This is a genomic window from Paenibacillus ilasis, assembly GCF_043195395.1.
GTDB lineage: Bacteria > Bacillota > Bacilli > Paenibacillales > Paenibacillaceae > Paenibacillus_AQ > Paenibacillus_AQ lautus.
The window spans coordinates 562,773-583,708 of sequence record NZ_JBHDJG010000004.1; the positions used below are offsets into that span (position 1 = coordinate 562,773).

General features: G+C 42.2%; 20 protein-coding genes. All 20 read left to right on the forward strand.

Annotated features, from left to right (window positions below; translation table 11 throughout):
- Positions 1 to 448 precede the first annotated feature (448 nt).
- The gene (locus ACETK5_RS29930; protein WP_394059515.1) at positions 449 to 868 is read left to right on the forward strand and encodes a hypothetical protein; all 420 of its coding nucleotides are present in this window, start codon (positions 449 to 451) and stop codon (positions 866 to 868) included.
- A gap of 450 nt (positions 869 to 1,318) precedes the next feature.
- On the forward strand, positions 1,319 to 3,214 hold the full coding sequence (locus ACETK5_RS29935; RefSeq protein WP_394059516.1) for a helicase-related protein: 1,896 nt from the start codon (positions 1,319 to 1,321) through the stop codon (positions 3,212 to 3,214).
- A 305-nt stretch (positions 3,215 to 3,519) separates the two neighbouring features.
- Positions 3,520 to 4,164, forward strand: coding sequence for a ComF family protein (locus ACETK5_RS29940; RefSeq protein ID WP_394059518.1), 645 nt, complete (start codon positions 3,520 to 3,522; stop codon positions 4,162 to 4,164).
- Positions 4,165 to 4,277: 113 nt separating this feature from the next.
- Positions 4,278 to 4,688, forward strand: coding sequence for a TIGR03826 family flagellar region protein (locus tag ACETK5_RS29945; protein WP_100540933.1), 411 nt, complete (start codon positions 4,278 to 4,280; stop codon positions 4,686 to 4,688).
- A gap of 87 nt (positions 4,689 to 4,775) precedes the next feature.
- Positions 4,776 to 5,072, forward strand: a complete 297-nt coding sequence (flgM, locus tag ACETK5_RS29950) for a flagellar biosynthesis anti-sigma factor FlgM (protein WP_006213058.1) — start codon at positions 4,776 to 4,778, stop codon at positions 5,070 to 5,072.
- On the forward strand, positions 5,069 to 5,569 hold the full coding sequence (locus ACETK5_RS29955; protein ID WP_100540932.1) for a flagellar protein FlgN: 501 nt from the start codon (positions 5,069 to 5,071) through the stop codon (positions 5,567 to 5,569). Before flgM ends, ACETK5_RS29955 begins: the two co-directional genes overlap by 4 nt.
- Before the next feature lie 18 nt (positions 5,570 to 5,587).
- Positions 5,588 to 7,162: a flagellar hook-associated protein FlgK gene (gene flgK / locus ACETK5_RS29960; RefSeq protein WP_100540931.1), complete on the forward strand. Its 1,575-nt coding sequence runs from the start codon at positions 5,588 to 5,590 to the stop codon at positions 7,160 to 7,162.
- A gap of 13 nt (positions 7,163 to 7,175) precedes the next feature.
- Positions 7,176 to 8,069, forward strand: coding sequence for a flagellar hook-associated protein FlgL (flgL, locus tag ACETK5_RS29965; protein ID WP_100540930.1), 894 nt, complete (start codon positions 7,176 to 7,178; stop codon positions 8,067 to 8,069).
- Between the two features lie 14 nt (positions 8,070 to 8,083).
- Positions 8,084 to 8,656 carry a DUF6470 family protein gene (locus ACETK5_RS29970; protein ID WP_100540929.1) on the forward strand — a complete coding sequence of 191 codons (573 nt, stop codon included), beginning with the start codon at positions 8,084 to 8,086 and terminating at the stop codon, positions 8,654 to 8,656.
- Positions 8,657 to 8,725: 69 nt separating this feature from the next.
- A complete protein-coding gene (fliW, locus tag ACETK5_RS29975; RefSeq protein ID WP_394059522.1) occupies positions 8,726 to 9,190 on the forward strand; it encodes a flagellar assembly protein FliW in 465 nt (154 codons plus the stop codon).
- On the forward strand, positions 9,168 to 9,404 hold the full coding sequence (gene csrA, locus ACETK5_RS29980; RefSeq protein ID WP_100540927.1) for a carbon storage regulator CsrA: 237 nt from the start codon (positions 9,168 to 9,170) through the stop codon (positions 9,402 to 9,404). Before fliW ends, csrA begins: the two co-directional genes overlap by 23 nt.
- Positions 9,405 to 9,565: 161 nt before the next feature.
- Complete coding sequence (locus ACETK5_RS29985; protein ID WP_100540926.1) at positions 9,566 to 10,408, forward strand: flagellin N-terminal helical domain-containing protein; 843 nt, start codon at positions 9,566 to 9,568, stop codon at positions 10,406 to 10,408.
- A gap of 70 nt (positions 10,409 to 10,478) precedes the next feature.
- Positions 10,479 to 10,826, forward strand: coding sequence for a flagellar protein FlaG (locus tag ACETK5_RS29990; RefSeq protein WP_165789776.1), 348 nt, complete (start codon positions 10,479 to 10,481; stop codon positions 10,824 to 10,826).
- Positions 10,827 to 10,840: 14 nt separating this feature from the next.
- Positions 10,841 to 12,301, forward strand: coding sequence for a flagellar filament capping protein FliD (gene fliD / locus ACETK5_RS29995; protein WP_100540924.1), 1,461 nt, complete (start codon positions 10,841 to 10,843; stop codon positions 12,299 to 12,301).
- Between the two features lie 32 nt (positions 12,302 to 12,333).
- A complete protein-coding gene (gene fliS / locus ACETK5_RS30000) occupies positions 12,334 to 12,720 on the forward strand; it encodes a flagellar export chaperone FliS (RefSeq protein WP_243390980.1) in 387 nt (128 codons plus the stop codon).
- On the forward strand, positions 12,717 to 13,040 hold the full coding sequence (locus ACETK5_RS30005; RefSeq protein ID WP_100540923.1) for a hypothetical protein: 324 nt from the start codon (positions 12,717 to 12,719) through the stop codon (positions 13,038 to 13,040). The genes fliS and ACETK5_RS30005 overlap by 4 nt, the downstream gene beginning before the upstream one ends.
- A 28-nt stretch (positions 13,041 to 13,068) precedes the next feature.
- Positions 13,069 to 16,224, forward strand: a complete 3,156-nt coding sequence (locus ACETK5_RS30010) for an IPT/TIG domain-containing protein (RefSeq protein ID WP_394059526.1) — start codon at positions 13,069 to 13,071, stop codon at positions 16,222 to 16,224.
- A 128-nt stretch (positions 16,225 to 16,352) separates the two neighbouring features.
- Positions 16,353 to 17,609 carry a flagellin lysine-N-methylase gene (gene fliB / locus ACETK5_RS30015; RefSeq protein ID WP_100540921.1) on the forward strand — a complete coding sequence of 419 codons (1,257 nt, stop codon included), beginning with the start codon at positions 16,353 to 16,355 and terminating at the stop codon, positions 17,607 to 17,609.
- Positions 17,606 to 18,706, forward strand: a complete 1,101-nt coding sequence (locus tag ACETK5_RS30020; protein WP_394059529.1) for a glycosyltransferase — start codon at positions 17,606 to 17,608, stop codon at positions 18,704 to 18,706. The genes fliB and ACETK5_RS30020 overlap by 4 nt, the downstream gene beginning before the upstream one ends.
- A 135-nt stretch (positions 18,707 to 18,841) precedes the next feature.
- Positions 18,842 to 20,936: fibronectin type III domain-containing protein (locus tag ACETK5_RS30025; RefSeq protein ID WP_394059531.1), on the forward strand; the 2,095-nt coding region annotated here is incomplete at its 3' end.

The following is a 20,936-nucleotide window of genomic DNA, read 5'->3' on the forward strand; positions in this document are numbered from 1 at the left end:
ATGATGATGGAGTTTATAAGTTTTCAACGAAGCTGAACAACCTTGATAATGATAAGAAGATCTTATTCAGCGGAGGTCAGCCTTCCGTGAAGGTATTTACATAGTTATTCATCCTAAGATATCAGAAAGTGTAAATTTCGAAGTGTAGGTCTTTTTGATATCGCAAAGAAATCTAATTAGAAATGCTGTATGTCTTTCGTGAAAGTACACCGATGATGTCTACTTAATATATCAGGTATGTATAAACTTCGAAGTGGGGCCTTCTTGGTATTGCAATAAGACATATTTCAAAAGGCGATCTGTCTTCTGTGAAGGTACGCCCTGATAGATGTTCTTCTTATGGTATTTGAGCCGTTCCCATTAAGTTCCGTGTGGGCCCTGGTTACATCACTGTCACCGTCCCCTCCTGATCTGCATATATTGTTGATAAGAGAAGGAGGTGAGTCTCATGGTTGCCCAATTGCTGTGGATACTCGCGGTGTACGGGATTGCTGTTGCTCTGATTCATATCGTGCATGCCCGTCATCTTAGAAGAGCCGATGAAGGCACGGGGCGGCGCAGGCATTATGTGCTGATCACGTCCAACCATGAGCGGCAGGTGGAATGGTATTTGAGAGCCCTTTCATGGTATGCCCTGCTGAGCGGGACGCGCGTGCGTGTCACCGTCCTTGATGATCAATCGTACGATGATACATTGAAGATTGTTCAGAGATTGACTCATTTGTCCGGAATTGAACTGGTATATGGGACTTGGAGGTCCGATGATTCGGCATCACGGGAAGTGGATGCCGATCCGAATGAAGAAGAAGTGATACGGATCGATCTAAGAAACCCGATGGAGGCTGTTCGGATTCCATATGTACAGTGATAAACATCTGCTAGTTGTTTTGGTTACCAGGTTCGTATTCATATTGTTAAAGGTGTGAAGCACACTCCTAGCGTATGCGAGGGGTGTGTTTTTTGCATTTCTGGGGAGAAGAGCGGCTTTCCCACATCCAAGCGTGTTTGTTCTTACTTTGTCTATGGCTGAACCTCACTGAACCTCCTACACTCAACTCCGATCTTGGTTCCATGTGATTGAATGTTCCTCGTAGCGGTACGTGTACCCGACCAGGAGAAGTGGGAATAAGGCAGCTAAAAGAAGGGGGTGGCAGATTTCAACATGGGGCATCGTGAGAAGGATCTGTTTCATAATGTAATGGTCTCAGCATAGGAGTTTGGTAGCTGTAGATATGAAATCTTGAAGTAGGCGCTTCTTAATAACGTAACCAGCACTCGGCCTTTTACCAGCTTATATGTCGAAAATGGAGTTGATGTCATGCGGATTGCCATATATGCCATTCGAACATTAGAGAAATGGAAGTGTTGTCTCTCGTTGGATATGCGGGTGGATCTTCAATGGTGGTATGGAATGAAAAGATCGACGGATGAGAAAGCCAGCCCACGCTCATTAGTACTGTTATCAATACAAATTCCACTAGGATGGGCCGTTTATATTCAAGAGAGATTTCGATCCAACCATGACATGGATCAGTGGGGGAAATCGGATTGGCAAAAGTATTTGTACCAGAGCTTAAGTCCTTTTTTACTCCAAGAGCCTGAAGGAAACAGATCGCAATGGAGTGTTTTGTTGACGGAGATTCAGCTGTTGGACGGATCGTATATAAATTCCTTTAGCGAAAAGAGGAACGTGGTAGAGGATGGGGCTTTGTTGATGCAGCAGGCAGAACTGCTGATTCAGTGCATGGCAGGACGAGCCCTGCTTGCCGGCGAGGTCGAGGCATTGTCGGCGGAGGTCTCCGGGGACACCGGGGACTGGCGCTCCGCGGCCCAGCTCGGCGTCCTGCTGGGCCGCCTGCGGTTGGAAGCGGGGCTGGCACAGCCCGCCCCGCGGGGTACGCCCGGCTGGCTGCGCCGCCGGGCCATGGCCCCCCGCTGCCGGCGATGCGGCAGCGAGGTCCGAAGCCGCACGGCATGCGCCGCGTGCGGCTCGGCGGCTTGCGCCTATTGCGAGGCCTGCCTCGCGATGGGGCGCAGCCGCGCCTGTGCCCTGCTGCTGCATGGCGCAGCAGGGTCGGCCGTGCGAGGCACGGCCGGGGGTTCCCCCACCACGGCCTTGGGCCGGTGGGGGCTTAGCGCAGCGCAGAGCGCCGCCGCTGGCGCTGCGCTGCGGTTTTTGGCGGAGCCGCCCGCAGGGGGCTCCGCGGGGCCCGCCCGGTTTCTCATCTGGGCGGTGACCGGTGCCGGAAAGACCGAAATGATCTTTCCGCTGCTGCAGTTTATTCTGGATGCGGGTGGGCGCGTGCTGGTTGCCGCGCCAAGACGGGACGTGGTGCTGGAGCTGGCACCACGTTTATCCAAGGCTTTTCCCGCGGAGAAGGTGGTCACGTTATATGGTGGGAGTCCGGATCGATGGAAGCGGGGGACCATCACATTGGCAACAACGCATCAGCTGCTGCGTTTCAAGAGAGCTTTTGACCTGGTCGTGATCGACGAGATTGATGCATTCCCTTATCATAATGATCCGATGCTGGATTACGCAGCCAAAGGCGCTTGCAAAATAGGAGGTAAGTATATCTACCTGTCAGCCACTCCGCCAACGCCGTTACAGCGTGAGGCAGCTGCAGGCCGATTGCCACATGCCAAAGTCCCCGCACGCTTCCATGGTCATCCGTTACCCGTACCACAAAAGCTGAAAATTTTGACGGTAAACCGCTGTCTACAGGAAAAAAAGCTTCCCCCACTCTTGGTTCGTAGTCTGGGCACATCTCTTTCCCGTGGTGCTCAAGTGTTCCTGTTCGTTTCCCGCATCAAGCATATTGATCCTATTCTGGAGCTGCTTCGCAGGGCCATTTCCAATATGCCGATTGAAGGGACTTCATCTGTCGATCCGGAAAGGGCAAGCAAAGTGATGTCCTTTCGTAACCGTGAGATTCGCTTGCTCGTGACAACGACCATACTCGAGCGCGGGGTAACGGTTCCTAAGAGTGACGTATTCATTTTGGATGCAGACAGTGAGCTTTTTGATGAAGCTGCATTAATTCAAATGGCTGGCCGCGCGGGCCGATCCAAGGATGATCCGGCAGGACGGGTGGTATTTGCTGCACCTCAATGGACTCGGAGCCAAAGCTCGGCAGTTCGGCAAATCAAGGCGATGAACAGAATCGCGCGTAAAGGCGGGTATTTACGGCTCAGTTCAGGAATTGTCCAATGAATAGTGATGACATAACAGTGTTTTGTAGTCTTATTTTCCGGTTGAGTGTTGTTCTTTAATCTACCTCTCTGAGAAAGGAAGGGGCATATTTGATATCTAACGCCTTTAGCCATCTGCTCGGACATATGCATCGTTTGCTTAAACCGATTGACGAAACCTGCCTCACTTGTGGAAAAACAGGTTCATTCACCCGGGAACTTCCGGGAATATGCCATGCCTGTTATCGGAATATCCCATGGATCATGAAACCCAAATGTCTACGATGCGGGCGGGGGATTGGCTGTCCCGACTGTATTCGATCAGGCATGAACGAGCGGTGCTTTATTTTGAATCGGAGTGCGGTTAACTATGATGTGCAGATGAGAGAGTGGTTGGCCCAGTACAAATATAGGGGGAATGAGCGTTATGCTCCACTTTTGATAGAAATGATGCTACGGGCATACGCAATGCTTCATCGGGAAGCGAACATCCATTTACGCAATAAGGGGTCGCACAATTCTAGCAACACACCATGGAGTGTACATGTCGTCACTTCGGTTCCGGTCAGTGAGGAAAGACTTCAGGAAAGGGGGTTCAATCAAGCAGAGGTGCTCGCACAGGGGCTTGCGCATAGAATTAAGGTGCCTTGTGTTCGGCTGCTGGAACGTAACCGTCACACGGATAAACAGAGTTTTAAGAGCCGGATGGACCGGCTGAAGGATATGGATGGTGTTTTTGGTGCGTTGCAGGCTGTACCCGATGTGCTGAGGTCTATAAGTAGGCAGGCCGCAGAGCATACTCGTTCCCAAGTGGAGACATCGCCAATTAAAGGACCATTCCGTATACTTTTGATTGATGATATCTACACAACCGGGAGTACGATTAAGGCTTGTTCTCAGGTTTTGCGGAGATATGAATCCATTGTGGAAATGCACATCGAGATCTATAGTTTAACCTGGGCTCGTTCGTAAATGATTAAAATAGGAAAAATGTGTGGATTCTGTTACCGAATGATAGACGTATGGCCTAAGATAATGTAATCTAGGGGTATCAAAGGTTCTATGTGGCATGGAGGTTGTTGAGCATGAATCTGGGGAATTGCCCTCGGTGCGGCAAGTTATATACGGTGAATATTCGGGAATTGTGTCCTGAATGCATGAAGGTTATTGAGAAAGAATATGAGAAATGCGCAACCTTTCTTCGTGAGCAAAAAGGTGCAACGATTCATGAGGTATCTGAGGCTACGGAAGTATCTGTGCGGCAAATTACGAAGTTCATCAAGGAAGGCCGGATCTCGATTGCGAACGCGCCAAACCTGGCATATCCTTGCGAAGTGTGCGGAACGTTGATTCGCGAGAGCAATATGTGCGAATCTTGTCGAACGCGATTAACGAGGGAGCTAAGGCAGGCGACTGCTGGCGACCAGGAAAATCAGCCTGGGTCCAGAAAAGACAGAGAGACTTATAGTGCAGTCGATAAACTGCGCAAATACTAACTTTTGAACTATTAACAATGTTTCATATCCGGCCGATAAACTTAGTAAAGCTTATCGGTCTTTTATTTTAAGTGAGGTGAATAGGGCGTGAAGATTAACGAATCGGGACGTGTGAACGGCATCAATTCGTATCAACGGAATATTGAATCTCGGGAGATGCAGCATATCGATAAGAAGAAACGCCGCAAGGATGAAGTATCAATCTCCCCGGAGGCGATGGAACTGAGTGCACAGAGTAAAGTACAGGATCCGGAACGCGCGGAGAAAATTCAGCGTTTGAAGGAATCTGTAGCTAATGGTACTTATGAAGTACCAGTCGACCGTTTGGCAGACAAATTACTCCCGTATTTTCAATCCTACAATAAATCAGGTGAGTCCAAGTGAGTGCTAGGTCTATAATCGAATATATGAAGCGTCAGGATGAGCTGCATCAGCAGCTCATAGAGGCAGGGAAAGATAAAAGGCAAGCCATTTTGGATAATGATGTGGAACGTCTTACAGCGGTCATGACCAAGGAGAACCGCCTGCTGAAGCAGGTGGCGGAAACGGAAGCGCTGCGTCAAGGTGCCGCAGATGATTTTTTGCGTGAGAAGGGCATCCGCTCCCAGCTTCAGCTGACGGTTACTGAAATGACTCGTCTTGTATTTAACCCTGAGGAAAAAACAGAACTGCAGGATGTGCAGCAGCAATTAATGGACAGGCTCATAGAACTCAAAGAGCTGAATGCGATTAACCGGGAGCTAATTGAGCAATCCCTAGCGTTCATTGATTACAGTTTGAATTTGTTAGTCAGTCGTCCGGAGGATGATTTGCTCTATCAGCATCCGAAACATCAGAATCCGGCGGGCAAAGGCCGAAGCATGTTTGATACCAGGGCATAAGCAGAAAGGAAAATGTAGATGAGATCCACATTTCATTTGCTCGAAATCGGAAAGAGGGGCTTGATCGCCCAGCAAGCTGCGCTTAATACAGCTGGTCATAACGTTACGAACGCCAATACGCCGGGGTATTCTCGTCAGACTACCCGCCTGGTTGCATCGAATCCGATTGCTTTTCCAGGAATGCAGCGATCCCAGGCTGCAGGTCAGCTTGGGATGGGCGTAGAAGCGGAGAGCATTCAGCGGGTACGGGACTTTTTATTGGATATCGAATACCGCAATCAGAACACGAATTTGTCGACATGGAGCGTTCAGCAAGAGACGCTTTCTAATATTGAGGGGATTTTTAACGAGCCTTCGGACAGCAGCTTGAGCGCAAGTATTGCGGAATTCTGGACAGCTTGGCAGACGCTGAGCAAGAATCCAAGCGACACCGACTTGTCCGCCCGAATGGCGGTTCAGCAGAAAGCAATCGCATTGACGGAGACGTTTAACCATATCTACTCCCAATTGGATACCCTCAGCAGTAACCTGACTTCTCGCATCGACACTAAGGTAGCGGAAGCTAACAACTATATTGAGCAAGTAGCGGAGTTGACTCAGAGTATTAAGCGGATCGAAGGGCTTGGCGATAACGCAAACGATTTGCGCGATAAGCGGGATTTACTCGTTGATCAGTTATCATTGCTAGGGAACGTAAATGTAACGGAGACCGGTGACGTTTATCAAGTGACGTTTGGCAATCAGGTCGTGGTTGATGATATGGCGTTTACGCCAATTACGAATGCGATTGCCGGCGCATTGACCGGCGGGGAGATCGCCGGTTATGTGACCTCTCGTGATGTGCATGTTCAAGGATATATCGCCCAGTTAAACATTATGGCGAACACACTGGCTACAGGCAAAGTGGAAGTGACCCTGCCGGCTGGAACGATTCTTCCGCCAGGCGTGAACATTCCGAATGCCGTTATGGATGCAAATAATCCTCGCAAGCTTGCTCAGGATGTGAAGCATACGGTTGATGGCCTCAACGGATTACATAAGCTGGGTTATACCCTCAATGAGCCGGCCACCACCGGTGGCGACTTCTTTGTATCTGCTAACGGCGGGCCAATTACCGCTGGGAATATGAGACTAAGCCAGACGATCCAATCCGATCTGAAGAACATCGGGGCTTCCCTGCGGACAGAAATGAAGACTGATCCGACGAATGGTACGACCTCCGAGGTGGTTCTGAAAGGGAACGGCGGCATGGCGCTTCTGATTGCGCAACTGTCAGAACGTACGTTTAACTTCAATCCGAATAACAACAGTGGTTCAGTAACGGACATCACGAACTTTGAAGGATACCTGCAGTCTGTTATTTCCAAATTGGGTACGGACAGCAGCAATGCCAATAAGATGGTGGAGAACGGCACGTTGTTGGTTGAGCATGCAGATACACTCCGTCTATCGATTAGCAGTGTATCACTTGATGAAGAAATGTCGGATCTGATCCGCTTCCAACATGCTTATAGCGCATCCTCACGTGTGGTCACTACCATTGATGAGATGTTGGACAAATTAATCAATGGTACCGGCATCGTCGGAAGATAGGGAGGTATAAATCATGCGCATTACTCAATCTATGATGACTAGCTCCATGATGAGCGGCCTGCAAGGCAACTATCGCAGACTGGATAAATACCAGGAACAAATGATGACCCAGCGCCGGATTAATCGTCCTTCCGACGATCCGGTGGGTGTAGCCAGTGCGCTCCAATACCGTGGCCAAATCACTGCAACAACGCAGTTTGAGCAAAATGCGGAGGATGCAGACTCGTGGCTTAAGTATGGCGATACGGTTCTAACCGAGACAACACAGATTATACAGCGGTTGGCTGATCTTGCGGTCCAAGGTGGGACTGATACCGTGCCAGCTGATGCCCGTAAAAATATTGCTGAGGAAGTCGAAGAATTATATGAACAGCTTGTTTCACTCGGTAACTCTCAATTTAAAGGGAAGTATATTTTTAATGGGGATCGAATCGACCAAAAACCATTTCCAGATGATCCGTCACAAACAGCCTATACTTTGGACCAAGGTGAGGTTAAGTATCAGGTTGGTGCAGGGATAACCGTATCTGTAAACACGCTAGGGGAGCAAGTATTTGGTGCTTATGGTGATCCATCGGGTATATATGCAGTGGTAGATAATTTCAAAAAGGCGCTGTTAGCAAACGATACTACAGAAATTCAGAAGGCTATACCGTCCCTCCAGAATAATTTGGAAACTGTTATTACAGCCCAATCAGAGATAGGTGGTAAACAAAATCGATTGGAATTCACATTAAGTAGACTTGGAGATCTGAATATAAATTATATGGATCTTCAATCTAAAGTGGAGGATGCAGACATTTCGAAAGTAATCATTGATCTAAAAACCTCTGAAAGTATATATCAAGCTTCCTTGGATACGATGGCACGTATAATACGACCAAGTCTTCTTGATTTTTTAAGATGAGACGGGGGGTATAAATGCAGTTTCCTCAGATTCAAATCCAACAAGGGTATTCAAAGTTGGGTCTTCAAACGACAAGAGGTCAGCAAAGCATAGAACAACCAAGACCTTCATTAAATATGAGTCAGAAGCATGTTTCAATCGAGATTGAAAGTGTGAAGGGGAAACTCGAGATTGACTCTCGTAAAGCCTGGTCTGCTTTAGGTAAAGCGAGATTCGAGGAGGTTACAGATCGAATTGCACAAGCCTCCTTACAGATTTCTATGCAAAACATAGCCGAGATAGCACAAAATGGAGACCGGATGATGGCTATCCATGAAAATGGCAATGTATTTTCTGATCTTGCTCGACAGAATGCATTTAAAGAACGGCCAATTGAGATTGCTGGAGAGCCGGGGTATGATAACGTTGATATTACCTATACACCTGGACAAATCCAAATGCATTACATTCCAGGGGGAGTGACATTCCAACCAGAAGTTCATAGACCGGTTATTGATTATTATCCTGGTAAGGTTAATCCATATTTAATTAGTCAGAATTTTATATTTTTGTCAGTTTCAGGGCAGCAACTTGACGCAGTTGTGTAGCGATTCATAGCTATAATGAACTTTAAGTTCATTATAGCTATTGCTATTTTTGAACTAGGAGGTAATAAAATGATCGTAAATACAAAAAGATTTGGTCAAGTAAAGCTAATAGATTATGAGAAACAAATCATAACTTTTACAAGACCGATATTAGGCTTCTCTAACTTATCAAGGTATGTACTATTCCAAGAAGAATCAGGACCGTTTGAATATCTTCAATCTATAGAAGACGAAGATTTGACATTTGTTATAGTAGATCCATTTTTATTTTTCTCGGATTATGAATTTCAACTTGATTCTCATTGGATTGATGTTCTAGGGATTGGAAACGAAAAGGATGTTAGTATTAGAGTTATTGTTACGGTAAGATCTGCAAACGATATAACATGTAACCTTAAGGCTCCGCTATTAATGAACGAACAAAATAAACTGGCAGCACAGGTCGTTTTAGATAATGGGAGATATTCCACTCGACACTCACTAGCAGTTGAGGTGAAAGGAGAGAGTGAACATGTTGATCCTATCGAGAAGTAAAGGACAGAAAATTATTATTAACGATAATATTGTTCTTTCTGTAATCGAAGTTAGCGGTGATCAGGTTAGAATAGGCTTAGAAGCGCCGTCTAATGTTATGATATACAGAGAAGAAATCTATGATGCGATACAACGCCAAAACAAAGAGGCCATAGAAATTAATGATGATGTTCATTCAATTCTACAAAAGATTACATCACCGCTGAAAAAATAATAATAAAAATTTCAGTTTGCTATAAACAAATATAGTATCATGCCGATAACTATAATATGGGTCGAAAGGCATGGCAGTGACGGCCGCATGCTATGTCTCGATCACAAATAGGGTGAAGCAAGGATGCTAATCACCAACACATTCCAAGGAGGAATTATATCATGCGTATTAACCACAATATCAGTTCTTACAACACTCAGCGTCAGTTGACTTTCAACAATAATAGTTCTGCTAAGAACTTGGAAAAGCTCTCTTCCGGTTACCGTATTAACCGTGCTGCTGATGATGCTGCTGGATTGGCAATCTCCGAAAAAATGCGTAACCAAGTTCGTGGTTTAGAGCAAGCAAGCCGCAACGCACTGGATGGTATTTCTATGATCCAAGTGGCAGAAGGTGCACTTAATGAAACTCATTCCATGTTGCAACGTATGGGTGAACTGTATACCCAAGCAGCAAATGAAACATTGACTACTTCGGATGCTAAGAAAATCCAGGATGAGATTGGGCAATTGACTGAACAAATCGATAGTATTGCTACTCAAACTAAGTTCAATGGTAGAGAATTGTTGACGACAGCTGTTGATGCTAAAGATCTGGAGTTCCAGGTCGGAGCTAACGAAGGTGACACTATAACTCTTACTCTGAAATCTGCGCAGGTTGCTGACCTAACAATTAAAGATTTGAAAGATCTTACAACGATCACTGACGCAGATACATTGAATGATGAAGTAAAAGTGAACTTGACTAAAGTTCAAAAGACTATCGATGAAGTTTCTGAAATTCGTTCAGGTCTTGGTGCTGTTCAGAACCGTCTGGAGCATACGGTTAACAATTTGGGTACAACAGCCGAGAACCTTCAAGCAGCAGAATCTCGTATCCGTGATGTAGATATGGCTAAAGAGATGAGTGATTTCACTAAGAACAACATCCTTACTCAAGCTGCGACTGCGATGTTGGCACAGGCTAACCAACAGCCACAAGGTATCTTGCAACTGCTTAGATAATTTTAGTCGTATGAGGCCGGCCGGATAATCCGGCCGGTTTTTCTATATTTATCCTAAGGAGAGCTGAATGATGAAAGTAGGTAATGACGTTTCTGTACTTCCTTTCATTCAGGATCGAGTACCAGTGCCAGCAGGAGTAGAATCGGTAGCGTTGCTTACACCTATACATCAAGATCGTACCCGGATTCATATGAGTGAAAAGGGATTTGAGGAGTTAATAACAAAAGCCAATAAGGTATTAAAGGATAACAATACTGAATTGAAAGTCTCTTTTCATGAAGGGACAAACCAAATGATGATTAAGGTTATCAATTCAGATACTCATGAGATACTTAAAGAGATTCCACCTGAAAAGTTAGTGGATTTAGTTTACAATCTCTGTGAACTTGCGGGCATTTTTACTGACTATAAGATATAGGGGGTGCATTAGAGATGACAATCAGGATAAGTGGAATGGCATCAGGTATGGACATCGATAAAATCGTAACGGATTTAATGAGAGCTGAAAAATTGCCTGCACAAAAACTGTATCAAAAGAAACAATCTTTGATTTGGTCAAGAGATGAGTATCGCAATGTAAATAAAACACTATCTCAGTTAATGAATTCTGCAGATAAATTGAGATTTTCGACTAATTTTTCCAAATTAAGTGCATCATCAAGTAATGAGTCAGTTGTGAGTGCTACTGTTCAATCCGGGGCAAAAGCAGCGTCTTATAGTGTTCAAGTTAATAAACTTGCTACATCTGCAACATTGATCGGCGATGAATTGCCAGTTGGTACGAAATTTGATGAAACCATTCTAGCCAATGGAACCATAACGATCTCAAATGGAACTACTGACAAGGATATTCAATTAGGATCGAAGACAATAAAATCGGTTCTAAATGAGATTAACAATTCAGGGTTGGGCGTCCGTGCAAGCTATGATACTAAGAACAATAGGATAACACTAGTATCGGAGACTATGGGGGAAAAATCAGAGATCGAGTTGACAGGTGATACAGCTGCATTAGGCTTTGCTAGTGGAGTTGTAAATAAAGGGAATAATGCAGAAGTTCTCGTTAATGGACAATCTATATCGATTTCAAATAACAACTTGGAACTAGATGGGGTTTCACTTTCACTCAAGGGAATATCTTCAAGCCCAGTTGTTGTCAATGTGTCAAAAGATATCTCTGCTGTTAAGAATACGATAATGGACTTTGTGAACCTTTATAATGATACTATAGATAAACTTCGTAGTAAGACATCGGAAACATTGTTTAGGGACTACAAGCCATTAACAGATGAAGAGAAATCAGGAATGACCGAAAAGCAAATCGAACTATGGGAGTCAAAAGCCAAAAGTGGTTTGTTGAGAAATGATAGCATTATTGAAGAGACAATTTATTCGCTTAGAAATGCTTTGGCGCAAGGGCTTGAATCTACCGGTTCATTTAAATCACTAAGCGATATAGGCATTGATTTTAAATCTTTTTTGGATGGCGGGGTTACCGAGCTTGGTAAATTGAAGATAGATGAATCTAAATTAGAACAAGCGATTATTGATCACCCTGAAGAGATAGTTAATTTATTTACACAAGTACCTACTGCAGATAAATCGAATCCTAAAGAGCGTTTCGCTCAAACTGGTTTTGCAGACCGGATATATCAGACGCTACAAACCCAAAGTTCCAAGATTTCTAAAAAAATTGGTAACGGAACTAATAGTGAAGCCGTTGATAATAGTTATTATGGTAATCTGTTAAAGGATCTAAATTCAAAAATTTTATCGATGGATGATAGGCTTGAGAGAATAGAAACACGCTATTATAAGCAGTTCACAGCAATGGAAAAGGCAATTCAACAGCTAAACAGCCAAGGTTCGTGGTTATCTCAACAACTGGGATAATTGATTAAGCTTATATATTGAGGAGAATAACAATGATCAAGCAGAATTATCAACTTCAATATCAGAAAGTAAAGGTGGAAACTGCAAGTCCAGGTGAGCTTACTCTTATTTTATATGAGGAATTGTATCGTAGATTAAACCTATCTAAACATCAATTTGTAAATAACGATCTCGATCAATGCAGAGAGAATTTACATCGTTCTCGAGCAATTATCTTGGAACTCATGGTTACCCTCAATATGGAGTATGATTTATCTAATCAATTATACCGGTTATACGATTACTATCTGAGAAGAGTGAATGACTTTATAGTAGGTAGAGAAATAGAAGTCATTGATGAAGTAATTGAGTTTTCAAAGGGCATGGTCAGTACTTGGAAACAGGCTTTACAGATAGTTAAAAGTGAGACAGCCCAATGAGGGAGAAAACTGCGTTTGAAATTTTAAGAAATTTGAAAGAGTTGTACGAGAAACATATCAACGGTTTTACTGTAAGTTCTTATATGGATGACATGGAACAGATAGAGATGCTTTTTCAAAAGCTAACTCATCTGGATATTTCGGATGAAATCCATAATTCAGAAGAATGGAAGGCTCTTTGCTCTCAGGTATATGAAATGAATATCAAGTTAACTGACATAGTTTCTCGAAAAAAGATAGCGATGAATCGTTCGAAAAATGTAGATTATACTTCTTCTAGATATAACTATGATGCTTTTTATATCGATCAAAAAGGATGAAATATTTTAAATGATTAGGAGGGCTTATATGAATCATAAGCGCTGGTTCATCAGTTTGCTTGTTATGATTATTTTTGTAACTGGGATTGCTGTTCAACCATTACAAACATATGCAGCTGATAATTACGTAACAGTAACAAAAACGGTATCTCCTACAAAGATACTGGAAGGGGAAGAAGTTGAAGTAAAACTGGATATTACGGGAACTCCCCCAGTTAATGTGGTGTTGCCTAATGACGTTGTACTTATCATTGATAGATCGGGTAGTATGGGGACAGAAAAAATGGAGCACGCCAAGAGTGCTGCAAAAGGATTTATCGATTTGATGGATTTCACTAAACATCGAGTAGGAATAGTTGATTACAGTGATTCATCAAATCAGTTTGATTTAACTGCTGACCCCGCCGCAGCCAAGAGTTACATCTCTACTATTAATGCCAGAGGAGGTACAGCTACAGGCGATGCAATTGTTAAGGCTAAGGAGATATTGCAAAACCATCGTGAAGGTGCGCAACCAGTAATTGTCCTTCTTACTGATGGGGATGCTACAATCCCATCGTCCAATCCGTATCAATATGCATTAGATAAAGCCAATGAAGCAAAAGAAGCAGGAATTGTTTTCTATACCATTGCCCTACTTGGAGCTAATGATAATCCAGATACGAGTGGACCTAATAAGCTCCTAATGGACATGGCTACAACTTCACACCATCATCATTTTGTCCTGGGCTCCGTGGGCTTATCTGAAATATATGCAGCTATCGTAAGGGAAATTGGACTTGCTAGTGCATATGATGTTGTTGTTAAGGATACGATTTCAAGTAATTTTGAAATTGTCCCAGACTCCTATAATCATAACATACCTCGGCCAACTATTGAGGGTAACACTTTAACTTGGAGATTTTTAGAGCTAAAGTTAGATACACTATCTTTCTCCTATAAAATCAGACACAAAACTGGAAGTAGCGTGGGTGTACTCCCTGTTAATGCAACAGGCTCCGAAATTACATATAAGGATTATGCTGGCGCATCCAAGAGAACGATCATACCTAATCCCAATGTTACGGTGACATATCCAACTCCGGTTATTACTTCTGTTGAACCTAGTGAGGGTAAGGTAACTGGTGGGGATATGATTACCATCAGAGGAGAACATTTTAGAGACAACCCTAAAGTTTCATTTGCAGGAACCTATTCTTCCCAGGTACAGTACATCAGTCCAAACGAGGTTAAAGCAATTGTTCCTCCAGGATATCAAGGTATCGCAGAACTGAAACTTATTAATACTGATGGACAGACTGCTATTGATAGTTATACGTATTATGATGACCCAGTGATCACATTGATTTCACCTAATAATGGACCGCTTGATGGCAACACAACTGTTCAGATTAGGGGCAGTTCTTTCTTAAAAGATGCTAAAGTGAAATTTGGCGAAAGCTATTCTCCAATGGTTACGTTTAACCATAGTGGGTATCTCTCTGCAGTGACTCCGGCTGGGGTTGAACCTGGAACAGTCGATGTCATAGTTGAAAATCCCGATGGGAGAAGTGCTAGCTTACCACAGTCATTTACTTACAACGAACCCCCAAAGATGACGGTTACTTCTATTACTCCAAACCAAGGATCCACAAAAGGTGGAGAGACGATAGCAGTCAATGGTACCTTGATTCAACCTGGTACAAAGGTTTTCTTTGGTGACATTGAGGGATCTGATTATAAATATTCTAGTATCGTGAAGATGTTAGTTACAGCGCCATCCCGAACAGATGCAGGAACAGTCGATATTAGAGTTGAAAGCCCTGATGGCTACTCGGTAATTTTACCTCTTGCTTATACCTATATTGCTCCACCACCGCCACCAGCTCCAACAATCGTAAAAATAACTCCAGCAGAAGGGAAACTTATAGGTGGGGATTCTGTTTTTGTTGATGGATTGAATTTTCAAAATGGTGTAAAAGTATTTTTTAATGATACCGAACTTACGAATGTAACATTTGTTAACGAAACAAGAGTACGAGTTATAACTCCTCAGTGGACGGTACCTGGAAGGGTAAATGTAACGATCATTAATCCAGATCAACAATCTTCGGTTAAGAATGAGGGCTTTGAATACTTAACTCCGCCTCCTGAACCCGATCCCGTCATAACTTCTATCTTACCTGGTAATGGTCCTTTTGCTGGTGGAAATAGAGTATATGTTGATGGGCAAAATTATAAAGATGGGGCAAAGGTATACTTTAATGATCAGGAGATAGAAACTAAGTTTATTAGTGCAAGCAGATTACAGATTACAGCCCCAGCTGCAATTGTAGAAGGATACGTAAATGTAAAGGTAGTTAATCCAGACCAAAATTCAGCGGAAAAATTGAATGGTTATTCATATGATCCACCAATTATTATTCCGGCACCGGCCATAACAACGATATCTCCAAACTCTGGGTCAAAGGCAGGCAATTATATTATTGATATAAATGGCTCGGATTTTCAAAAAAATGCCAAGGTGATTTTTGGGTCCGTTGAGCTTAATTTATATTCTTATGTTAGTGCTTCTAGAGTTAAGGTTCGTGTACCTGCATCAACAACAGCTGGTCCGGTTGATGTAACGATTATTAACCCTGATGGGCAATCCAATACATTACCTAATGGCTTTACCTATGAAGAACCACAAATTACAATTAGTAAATTGACCCCATCCAATGGACCATTGGCAGGAAATACTTCGGTATATGTGGATGGTACAAATTTCGACCCAGCATTGACTGTTTCATTTAATGGTCAGCCTCTAGCATTTACATATGTAAATGCTACTAGGATTCGGATTGTTACACCTCCTGGAACAGTATCCGGAACAGTACCGGTCGTCTTAACGAATCCGTCCGGGTTAAATGCTGTGGCTCAATTTACTTACGATGCTCCCCCACCAGTACCGGCACCATCTATAACCAAGCTTACAGTAACGAGTGGATCTACAGCTGGCGGTTATATAATGTATATTGATGGATCCTCCTATCAAAACGGTGCTTCTATAGATTTTGGTGGGAATATTATTACTCCACAATATGTAAATAGTAGCCGTCTAAAAATAACAGTACCTCCATCACCAACACCTGGTATCATTCAGGTTAGTGTCGTAAACCCTGATGGGAAGGTAAGTAACTCCGTAAATTTTGAATATAAATAAATTCTTTGAGTAAGGTATTATGGGATCTAGTTGATCCCATAATACCTTTTTTTATCTACTATAATATTAAGGAATAGATTAGACGATATATGTGTAAAGAAAGCAGTATACCGTGGGAGGAAAGAGAAATGAAAGAGATTGTTCTAATGCCGACATTCATGAACTCATTTTCATGTATCGGAAGTGCTTGTGAAGATAGCTGCTGTATAGGTTGGCAAGTGACCATAGATAAAAAGACATATAAATCTTATAAAAATATTAAAAATCTGAAGCTTAAAGGAAAACTAGAAAAAGGGATCAAACGTATAAAAAATGATTCATCCAGCGATTCCAAGTATGCTTATTTCAAGATGGTTGAGAATAAGCGTTGTCCAATGCTTGAAGAAAACAATTTGTGTTCTATTCAGTTGAATTTAGGAGAATCTATGTTATCTCCAGTATGCTCAACCTATCCTAGAATGTTTAACAAGCGGGATCGTGAATATGAATTATCTGCAAAATTATCTTGTCCGGAGGCAGCACGGCTTGCTCTGTTAAATCCAGAAGGAATATATTTTGAAAGAAAAGAAGAGGAAATCAATGAGCAATGGCAATTGATGAGTAGATTGGCAGGGACTGCAAGTGAGAAATACTCATTTTGGGATGTACGTGAATTTGCGATCGATGTAGTCCAAGACCGCAAAGTTCCATTAAGCGATAGACTGATTTTACTAGGGTTATTTGTTAATAAAATGCAAGAACACGTATCTAAACAACAGTTTGAGGCTATTCCATCATTAGTTAAAGAATTTAGATATAAAATGAACGATATAGATTACATGAATAGATTAACTACAATACACGATAATATATCTCTTCAGATTCAGACGATCATTAAGTTAATTACGATTCGAAAAAATGCAGGGCTAACTAACGATAGATATATTGAATGTCTAAATGATATGGTTAAAGGTTTTAAACTTGAAAACCAGAAAGAATATAAGTATGAAGATCTAGAGGAAAATTACTTATTTAATTACGAAAATTATTTTATGCCGTTTTATTTGGAAAATGAGTATATTTTTGAAAATTATGTTGTGAATTATATATTCGAAAGTATGTTTCCACATCCTAATGGTGGAGATATATTTAAACAGTACAAAAAGATGTCGATAATCTTTTCGATGTTGAAAGTGCATTTTATAGGTATCTCTGGTCACTATAAAGGTTTAAATCAAGATTTAGCGATCAAAATTATACAATCCTTTGTACGGTCAATAGAGCATAATGCCACTTATTTGAATAATGTCATGGAGATGATGGATTCAAATGGGTTTACTTCATTGGCACATGTAGCATCATTACTGAAAGATAGACAACATATGATGAAGGATCCAGCTTTATGAATAAAGGAAAATTACCAATTTCGGCGTGTATTATTGTTAAAAACGAATGCGAGCATGTTGAAAAATGCATCAAGTCCATACTCCCAGTTGTTGAAGAGATTATAGTTGTGGATACAGGTTCTGAAGATAATACGAAAAAAATTCTTGAAATGTTGAATATTAAGTTTCACGAATTTAAATGGAATGATGACTTTTCAGTTGCCCGAAATTACTCTTTAAGTTTAGCAACTCAACCGTATATTCTAGTAATTGATGCTGATGAGGTACTTGAATATCAGTCGTTCAATGTACTCAGTGAATACATTTCTAATAAAAGTAGTAGTCCAGCAAAAGTAATTTTAAAAAACCATATAGATACAGGCTGTGTTATTTCAGAAGTAGTTCGTATTTTTCCAAATAATAAAGAATATAGTTATTCGGGGATAATTCATGAACAATTGCTACATTTGGGACAGGAACACAAACAAATGTTTTTTACAGATTTAATTATTCATCATTATGGTTACTCTAGCAAGGAGATTGAAAACAAGAAGAAAATTGATAGAAATATAGACTTATTAATAAAACAACTGCTTTCGGAACCTGATTCTCCATATTTGAACTATCAAATGGCAAAAACCTTTTATGTTAATAAGAGATATCAGGATGCTATCGATTATTTCGAATCCACGTTAACATTATTAGCAAATGTGCAAGTATTACCTTCGTATGTATCAACTGTGTTTCTTTCATATGGATATTGTTTATTGTTCCAGAAAGAATTTGAGAGTTTAGATATGTTGATCAATGATGCTATTGAATTTTATCCAGAATATACAGATTTATATTATCTATATGGTGTCTCATTGATAGAGAGAGGGGCCATTGAAAAGTTTCAGGAAATAAAAGAAGTGTTTGAAATGTGTTATGAATTAGGAGAGGTTAAGTCTAGAGATTTCGAGACGGTGGAGGGAGTGGGATCGTATCGAGCTTTGTATAATCTTGGAGTTTACTATGAAGTTTTAGGTGACCACAACTTGGCGCTAGAATATTATAGTAAGAGTGCAACTTACAATTTCTCACCTGCATTAGATAAAATAAATGAACGCTTAGTTTAGATGATCATCCATCCTTATCCAAAAATAATATATTAGACTATTAATTTGTTTTGATGTCTTTCCGATAATCCGTATGAGGGAAATTATTAATGTAATGGATGATATTCCCTATATTATCGGAAGGAAGGAACATGGATGAGGAAGTTCTTAGACTGGGGCAAGCTTTTAGTTATTTTGGTTTTAATATTCGCTTGTCAAGGGATCAAAGAAACACATGCAGCAGGAGAGCAGATTCTCTTTATGTCATCTGATGGCGCTCATGTGTTCCTTAAAGATGGTACTGGACAGTACTACGTCAATGGTCAGAAAATAACCAACAATAACCGTATAACGTGGAAACGTGAACTTCACAACTCATACGTTGGTGGATCATTTAGCCGTACTCAGACCATCCAGTTGATCAATGACATTGGTGTACTTGACTCTGTCAATTTTGTAAGCTTCAAATCGAAATACGCTGGTGAAGTACCGAATGCGTTTTTACTAAATGTAAGACATGTTCTCATGTCCAATGCAGTATCACAATTTACCGATCCTGCATATGGGGGTACGGGTTGGAGATTTGATTTCACAGATGTATTTGGATTAAGTACGCCTCGATATACGCATTATGACGGCAATCAAGAATATCCACTTGACGGTGATATGTATCTTGTTGTTAATGCTGACAATGGGCAAGTTGTTGATTTCGTATCAAAGTTGAACCCCTACTACTATAGTGGGGCAGAGAAGGCGGAAATTCTTGAAGTTAAGGATGGAGCGACTAATTTACAGCCCCCCACGGGACAGCCGCAGTTAAACATCTCTACGGCTAAGGGCGATAGTGTGACTATCAGCTGGGGGAGTATTCCATACGGAATAGAGTATGAAGTTGAGCATGCCGGTAATATAATTATCAACAATTCAAATTCTATTACCTTAAATGATCTATTGCCAGATACTAGCGGGCAAGTACGCGTAAGAGCAGTAAATAGCATTGGAAAGGGTCCTTGGAGCGATTATATTCATTACAAGACTAAACTCACAACTCCTATAGTAACCCATACTGTAACTTCATCGACACTTCAACTTAACTGGGAGGCAGTTAATGGTGCAAATTCATATGAGGTTGAGATTGATGGAGTAACAACTTCTGTTGGAAATACTAACGAGTTTATTTTGAATAATGTCGTACCCAACAAAGAGTATGTATATAAAGTCAGAGCTGTAAGTGCTGGGAATGAAAGTGACTGGTCCGTTGAGGGTAAGGTTACGATTCCATTTAGTAAACCTCTTGATATATCTACAACTTCGCTTTATAACAGCATAACATTAAGCTGGACACCAGTAAGTGGTGCGACAGCCTATGATGTGGAGTTGAATGGCGCAATAAAAACAAGCGTTAGCAGTGCAACTGCTAGAATAAATGGATTAAGTCCTAATACTGATTATGATATCCGTGTCCGGGCTAAGAAAGGTACTAATATTGGCGTCTGGAGTGATGCAGCAACGGTGAAGACGCTGCTGTCGACTCCAGTAATCACCAATGTTCCTTCGGACACCGAAATCACTCTAAACTGGGCCGAGATAGCGGGAGCAACTTCCTACGAAGTGGAAGCGGATGGAGTGGTCGTATCGGCGAATGGGTTGAGCTATACCCACACAGGACTGGCGTCAGGGACAACGCATAAGTACCGGGTGAGAGCAAAGAGTGATGTGAATGTCAGTGACTGGAGTACTGTGGTAACGACATATACGGTTCCAGGAAAAGTAGGAGTCGTAACAGGAGCACCAACCAGCACAACTATTGTATTAAGCTGGCCGACAGTATCGGGAGCGACCCGCTATGATGTAGAGCGAAATGGGGTTGTGGTTGTATCCCCAACCGGAGCATTAACAACCTTATCCGGATTGCAGCAGGACCAGGACTATACGATTCGGGTTCGTGCGAAGAATACCGGAGGCAATGGGGATTGGAGCGACAGCATTGTCGTGAAGACGCAGCTGGCAACACCGGTTGTCACGAAAGCAGTAGCTGAGACGGAGATTACCTTAAGTTGGGCTGCAGTCGCAGGTGCCACAGCATATGAGGTGGAAGCCGATGGCATGGTGGTAACGGTGACAGGGACTGGATACACCCATACGGGTTTAAATCCAGGAACTGCGCATACGTACAAAGTCAGAGCAAAAAGTGACACGAATGTGAGCGTGTGGAGTGCAGTGGTCAATGCAAACACGGTTCCAAGTAAGC

Excerpts from the sequence above, each read along its gene's own strand:
- csrA (WP_100540927.1), top strand. The coding sequence starts at position 9,168 with ATGTTGATCCTATCGAGAAGTAAAGGACAGAAAATTATTATTAACGAT.
- ACETK5_RS30020 (WP_394059529.1), top strand. The coding sequence starts at position 17,606 with ATGAATAAAGGAAAATTACCAATTTCGGCGTGTATTATTGTTAAAAAC.
- flgL (WP_100540930.1), top strand. The coding sequence starts at position 7,176 with ATGCGCATTACTCAATCTATGATGACTAGCTCCATGATGAGCGGCCTG.
- ACETK5_RS30010 (WP_394059526.1), top strand. The coding sequence starts at position 13,069 with ATGAATCATAAGCGCTGGTTCATCAGTTTGCTTGTTATGATTATTTTT.
- fliB (WP_100540921.1), top strand. The coding sequence starts at position 16,353 with ATGAAAGAGATTGTTCTAATGCCGACATTCATGAACTCATTTTCATGT.
- ACETK5_RS29970 (WP_100540929.1), top strand. The coding sequence starts at position 8,084 with ATGCAGTTTCCTCAGATTCAAATCCAACAAGGGTATTCAAAGTTGGGT.
- fliS (WP_243390980.1), top strand. The coding sequence starts at position 12,334 with ATGATCAAGCAGAATTATCAACTTCAATATCAGAAAGTAAAGGTGGAA.
- ACETK5_RS29935 (WP_394059516.1), top strand. The coding sequence starts at position 1,319 with ATGCGGATTGCCATATATGCCATTCGAACATTAGAGAAATGGAAGTGT.
- ACETK5_RS29990 (WP_165789776.1), top strand. The coding sequence starts at position 10,479 with ATGAAAGTAGGTAATGACGTTTCTGTACTTCCTTTCATTCAGGATCGA.
- ACETK5_RS29930 (WP_394059515.1), top strand. The coding sequence starts at position 449 with ATGGTTGCCCAATTGCTGTGGATACTCGCGGTGTACGGGATTGCTGTT.
- fliD (WP_100540924.1), top strand. The coding sequence starts at position 10,841 with ATGACAATCAGGATAAGTGGAATGGCATCAGGTATGGACATCGATAAA.
- flgK (WP_100540931.1), top strand. The coding sequence starts at position 5,588 with ATGAGATCCACATTTCATTTGCTCGAAATCGGAAAGAGGGGCTTGATC.
- ACETK5_RS29945 (WP_100540933.1), top strand. The coding sequence starts at position 4,278 with ATGAATCTGGGGAATTGCCCTCGGTGCGGCAAGTTATATACGGTGAAT.
- ACETK5_RS30005 (WP_100540923.1), top strand. The coding sequence starts at position 12,717 with ATGAGGGAGAAAACTGCGTTTGAAATTTTAAGAAATTTGAAAGAGTTG.
- fliW (WP_394059522.1), top strand. The coding sequence starts at position 8,726 with ATGATCGTAAATACAAAAAGATTTGGTCAAGTAAAGCTAATAGATTAT.
- ACETK5_RS29940 (WP_394059518.1), top strand. The coding sequence starts at position 3,520 with ATGAACGAGCGGTGCTTTATTTTGAATCGGAGTGCGGTTAACTATGAT.
- ACETK5_RS29985 (WP_100540926.1), top strand. The coding sequence starts at position 9,566 with ATGCGTATTAACCACAATATCAGTTCTTACAACACTCAGCGTCAGTTG.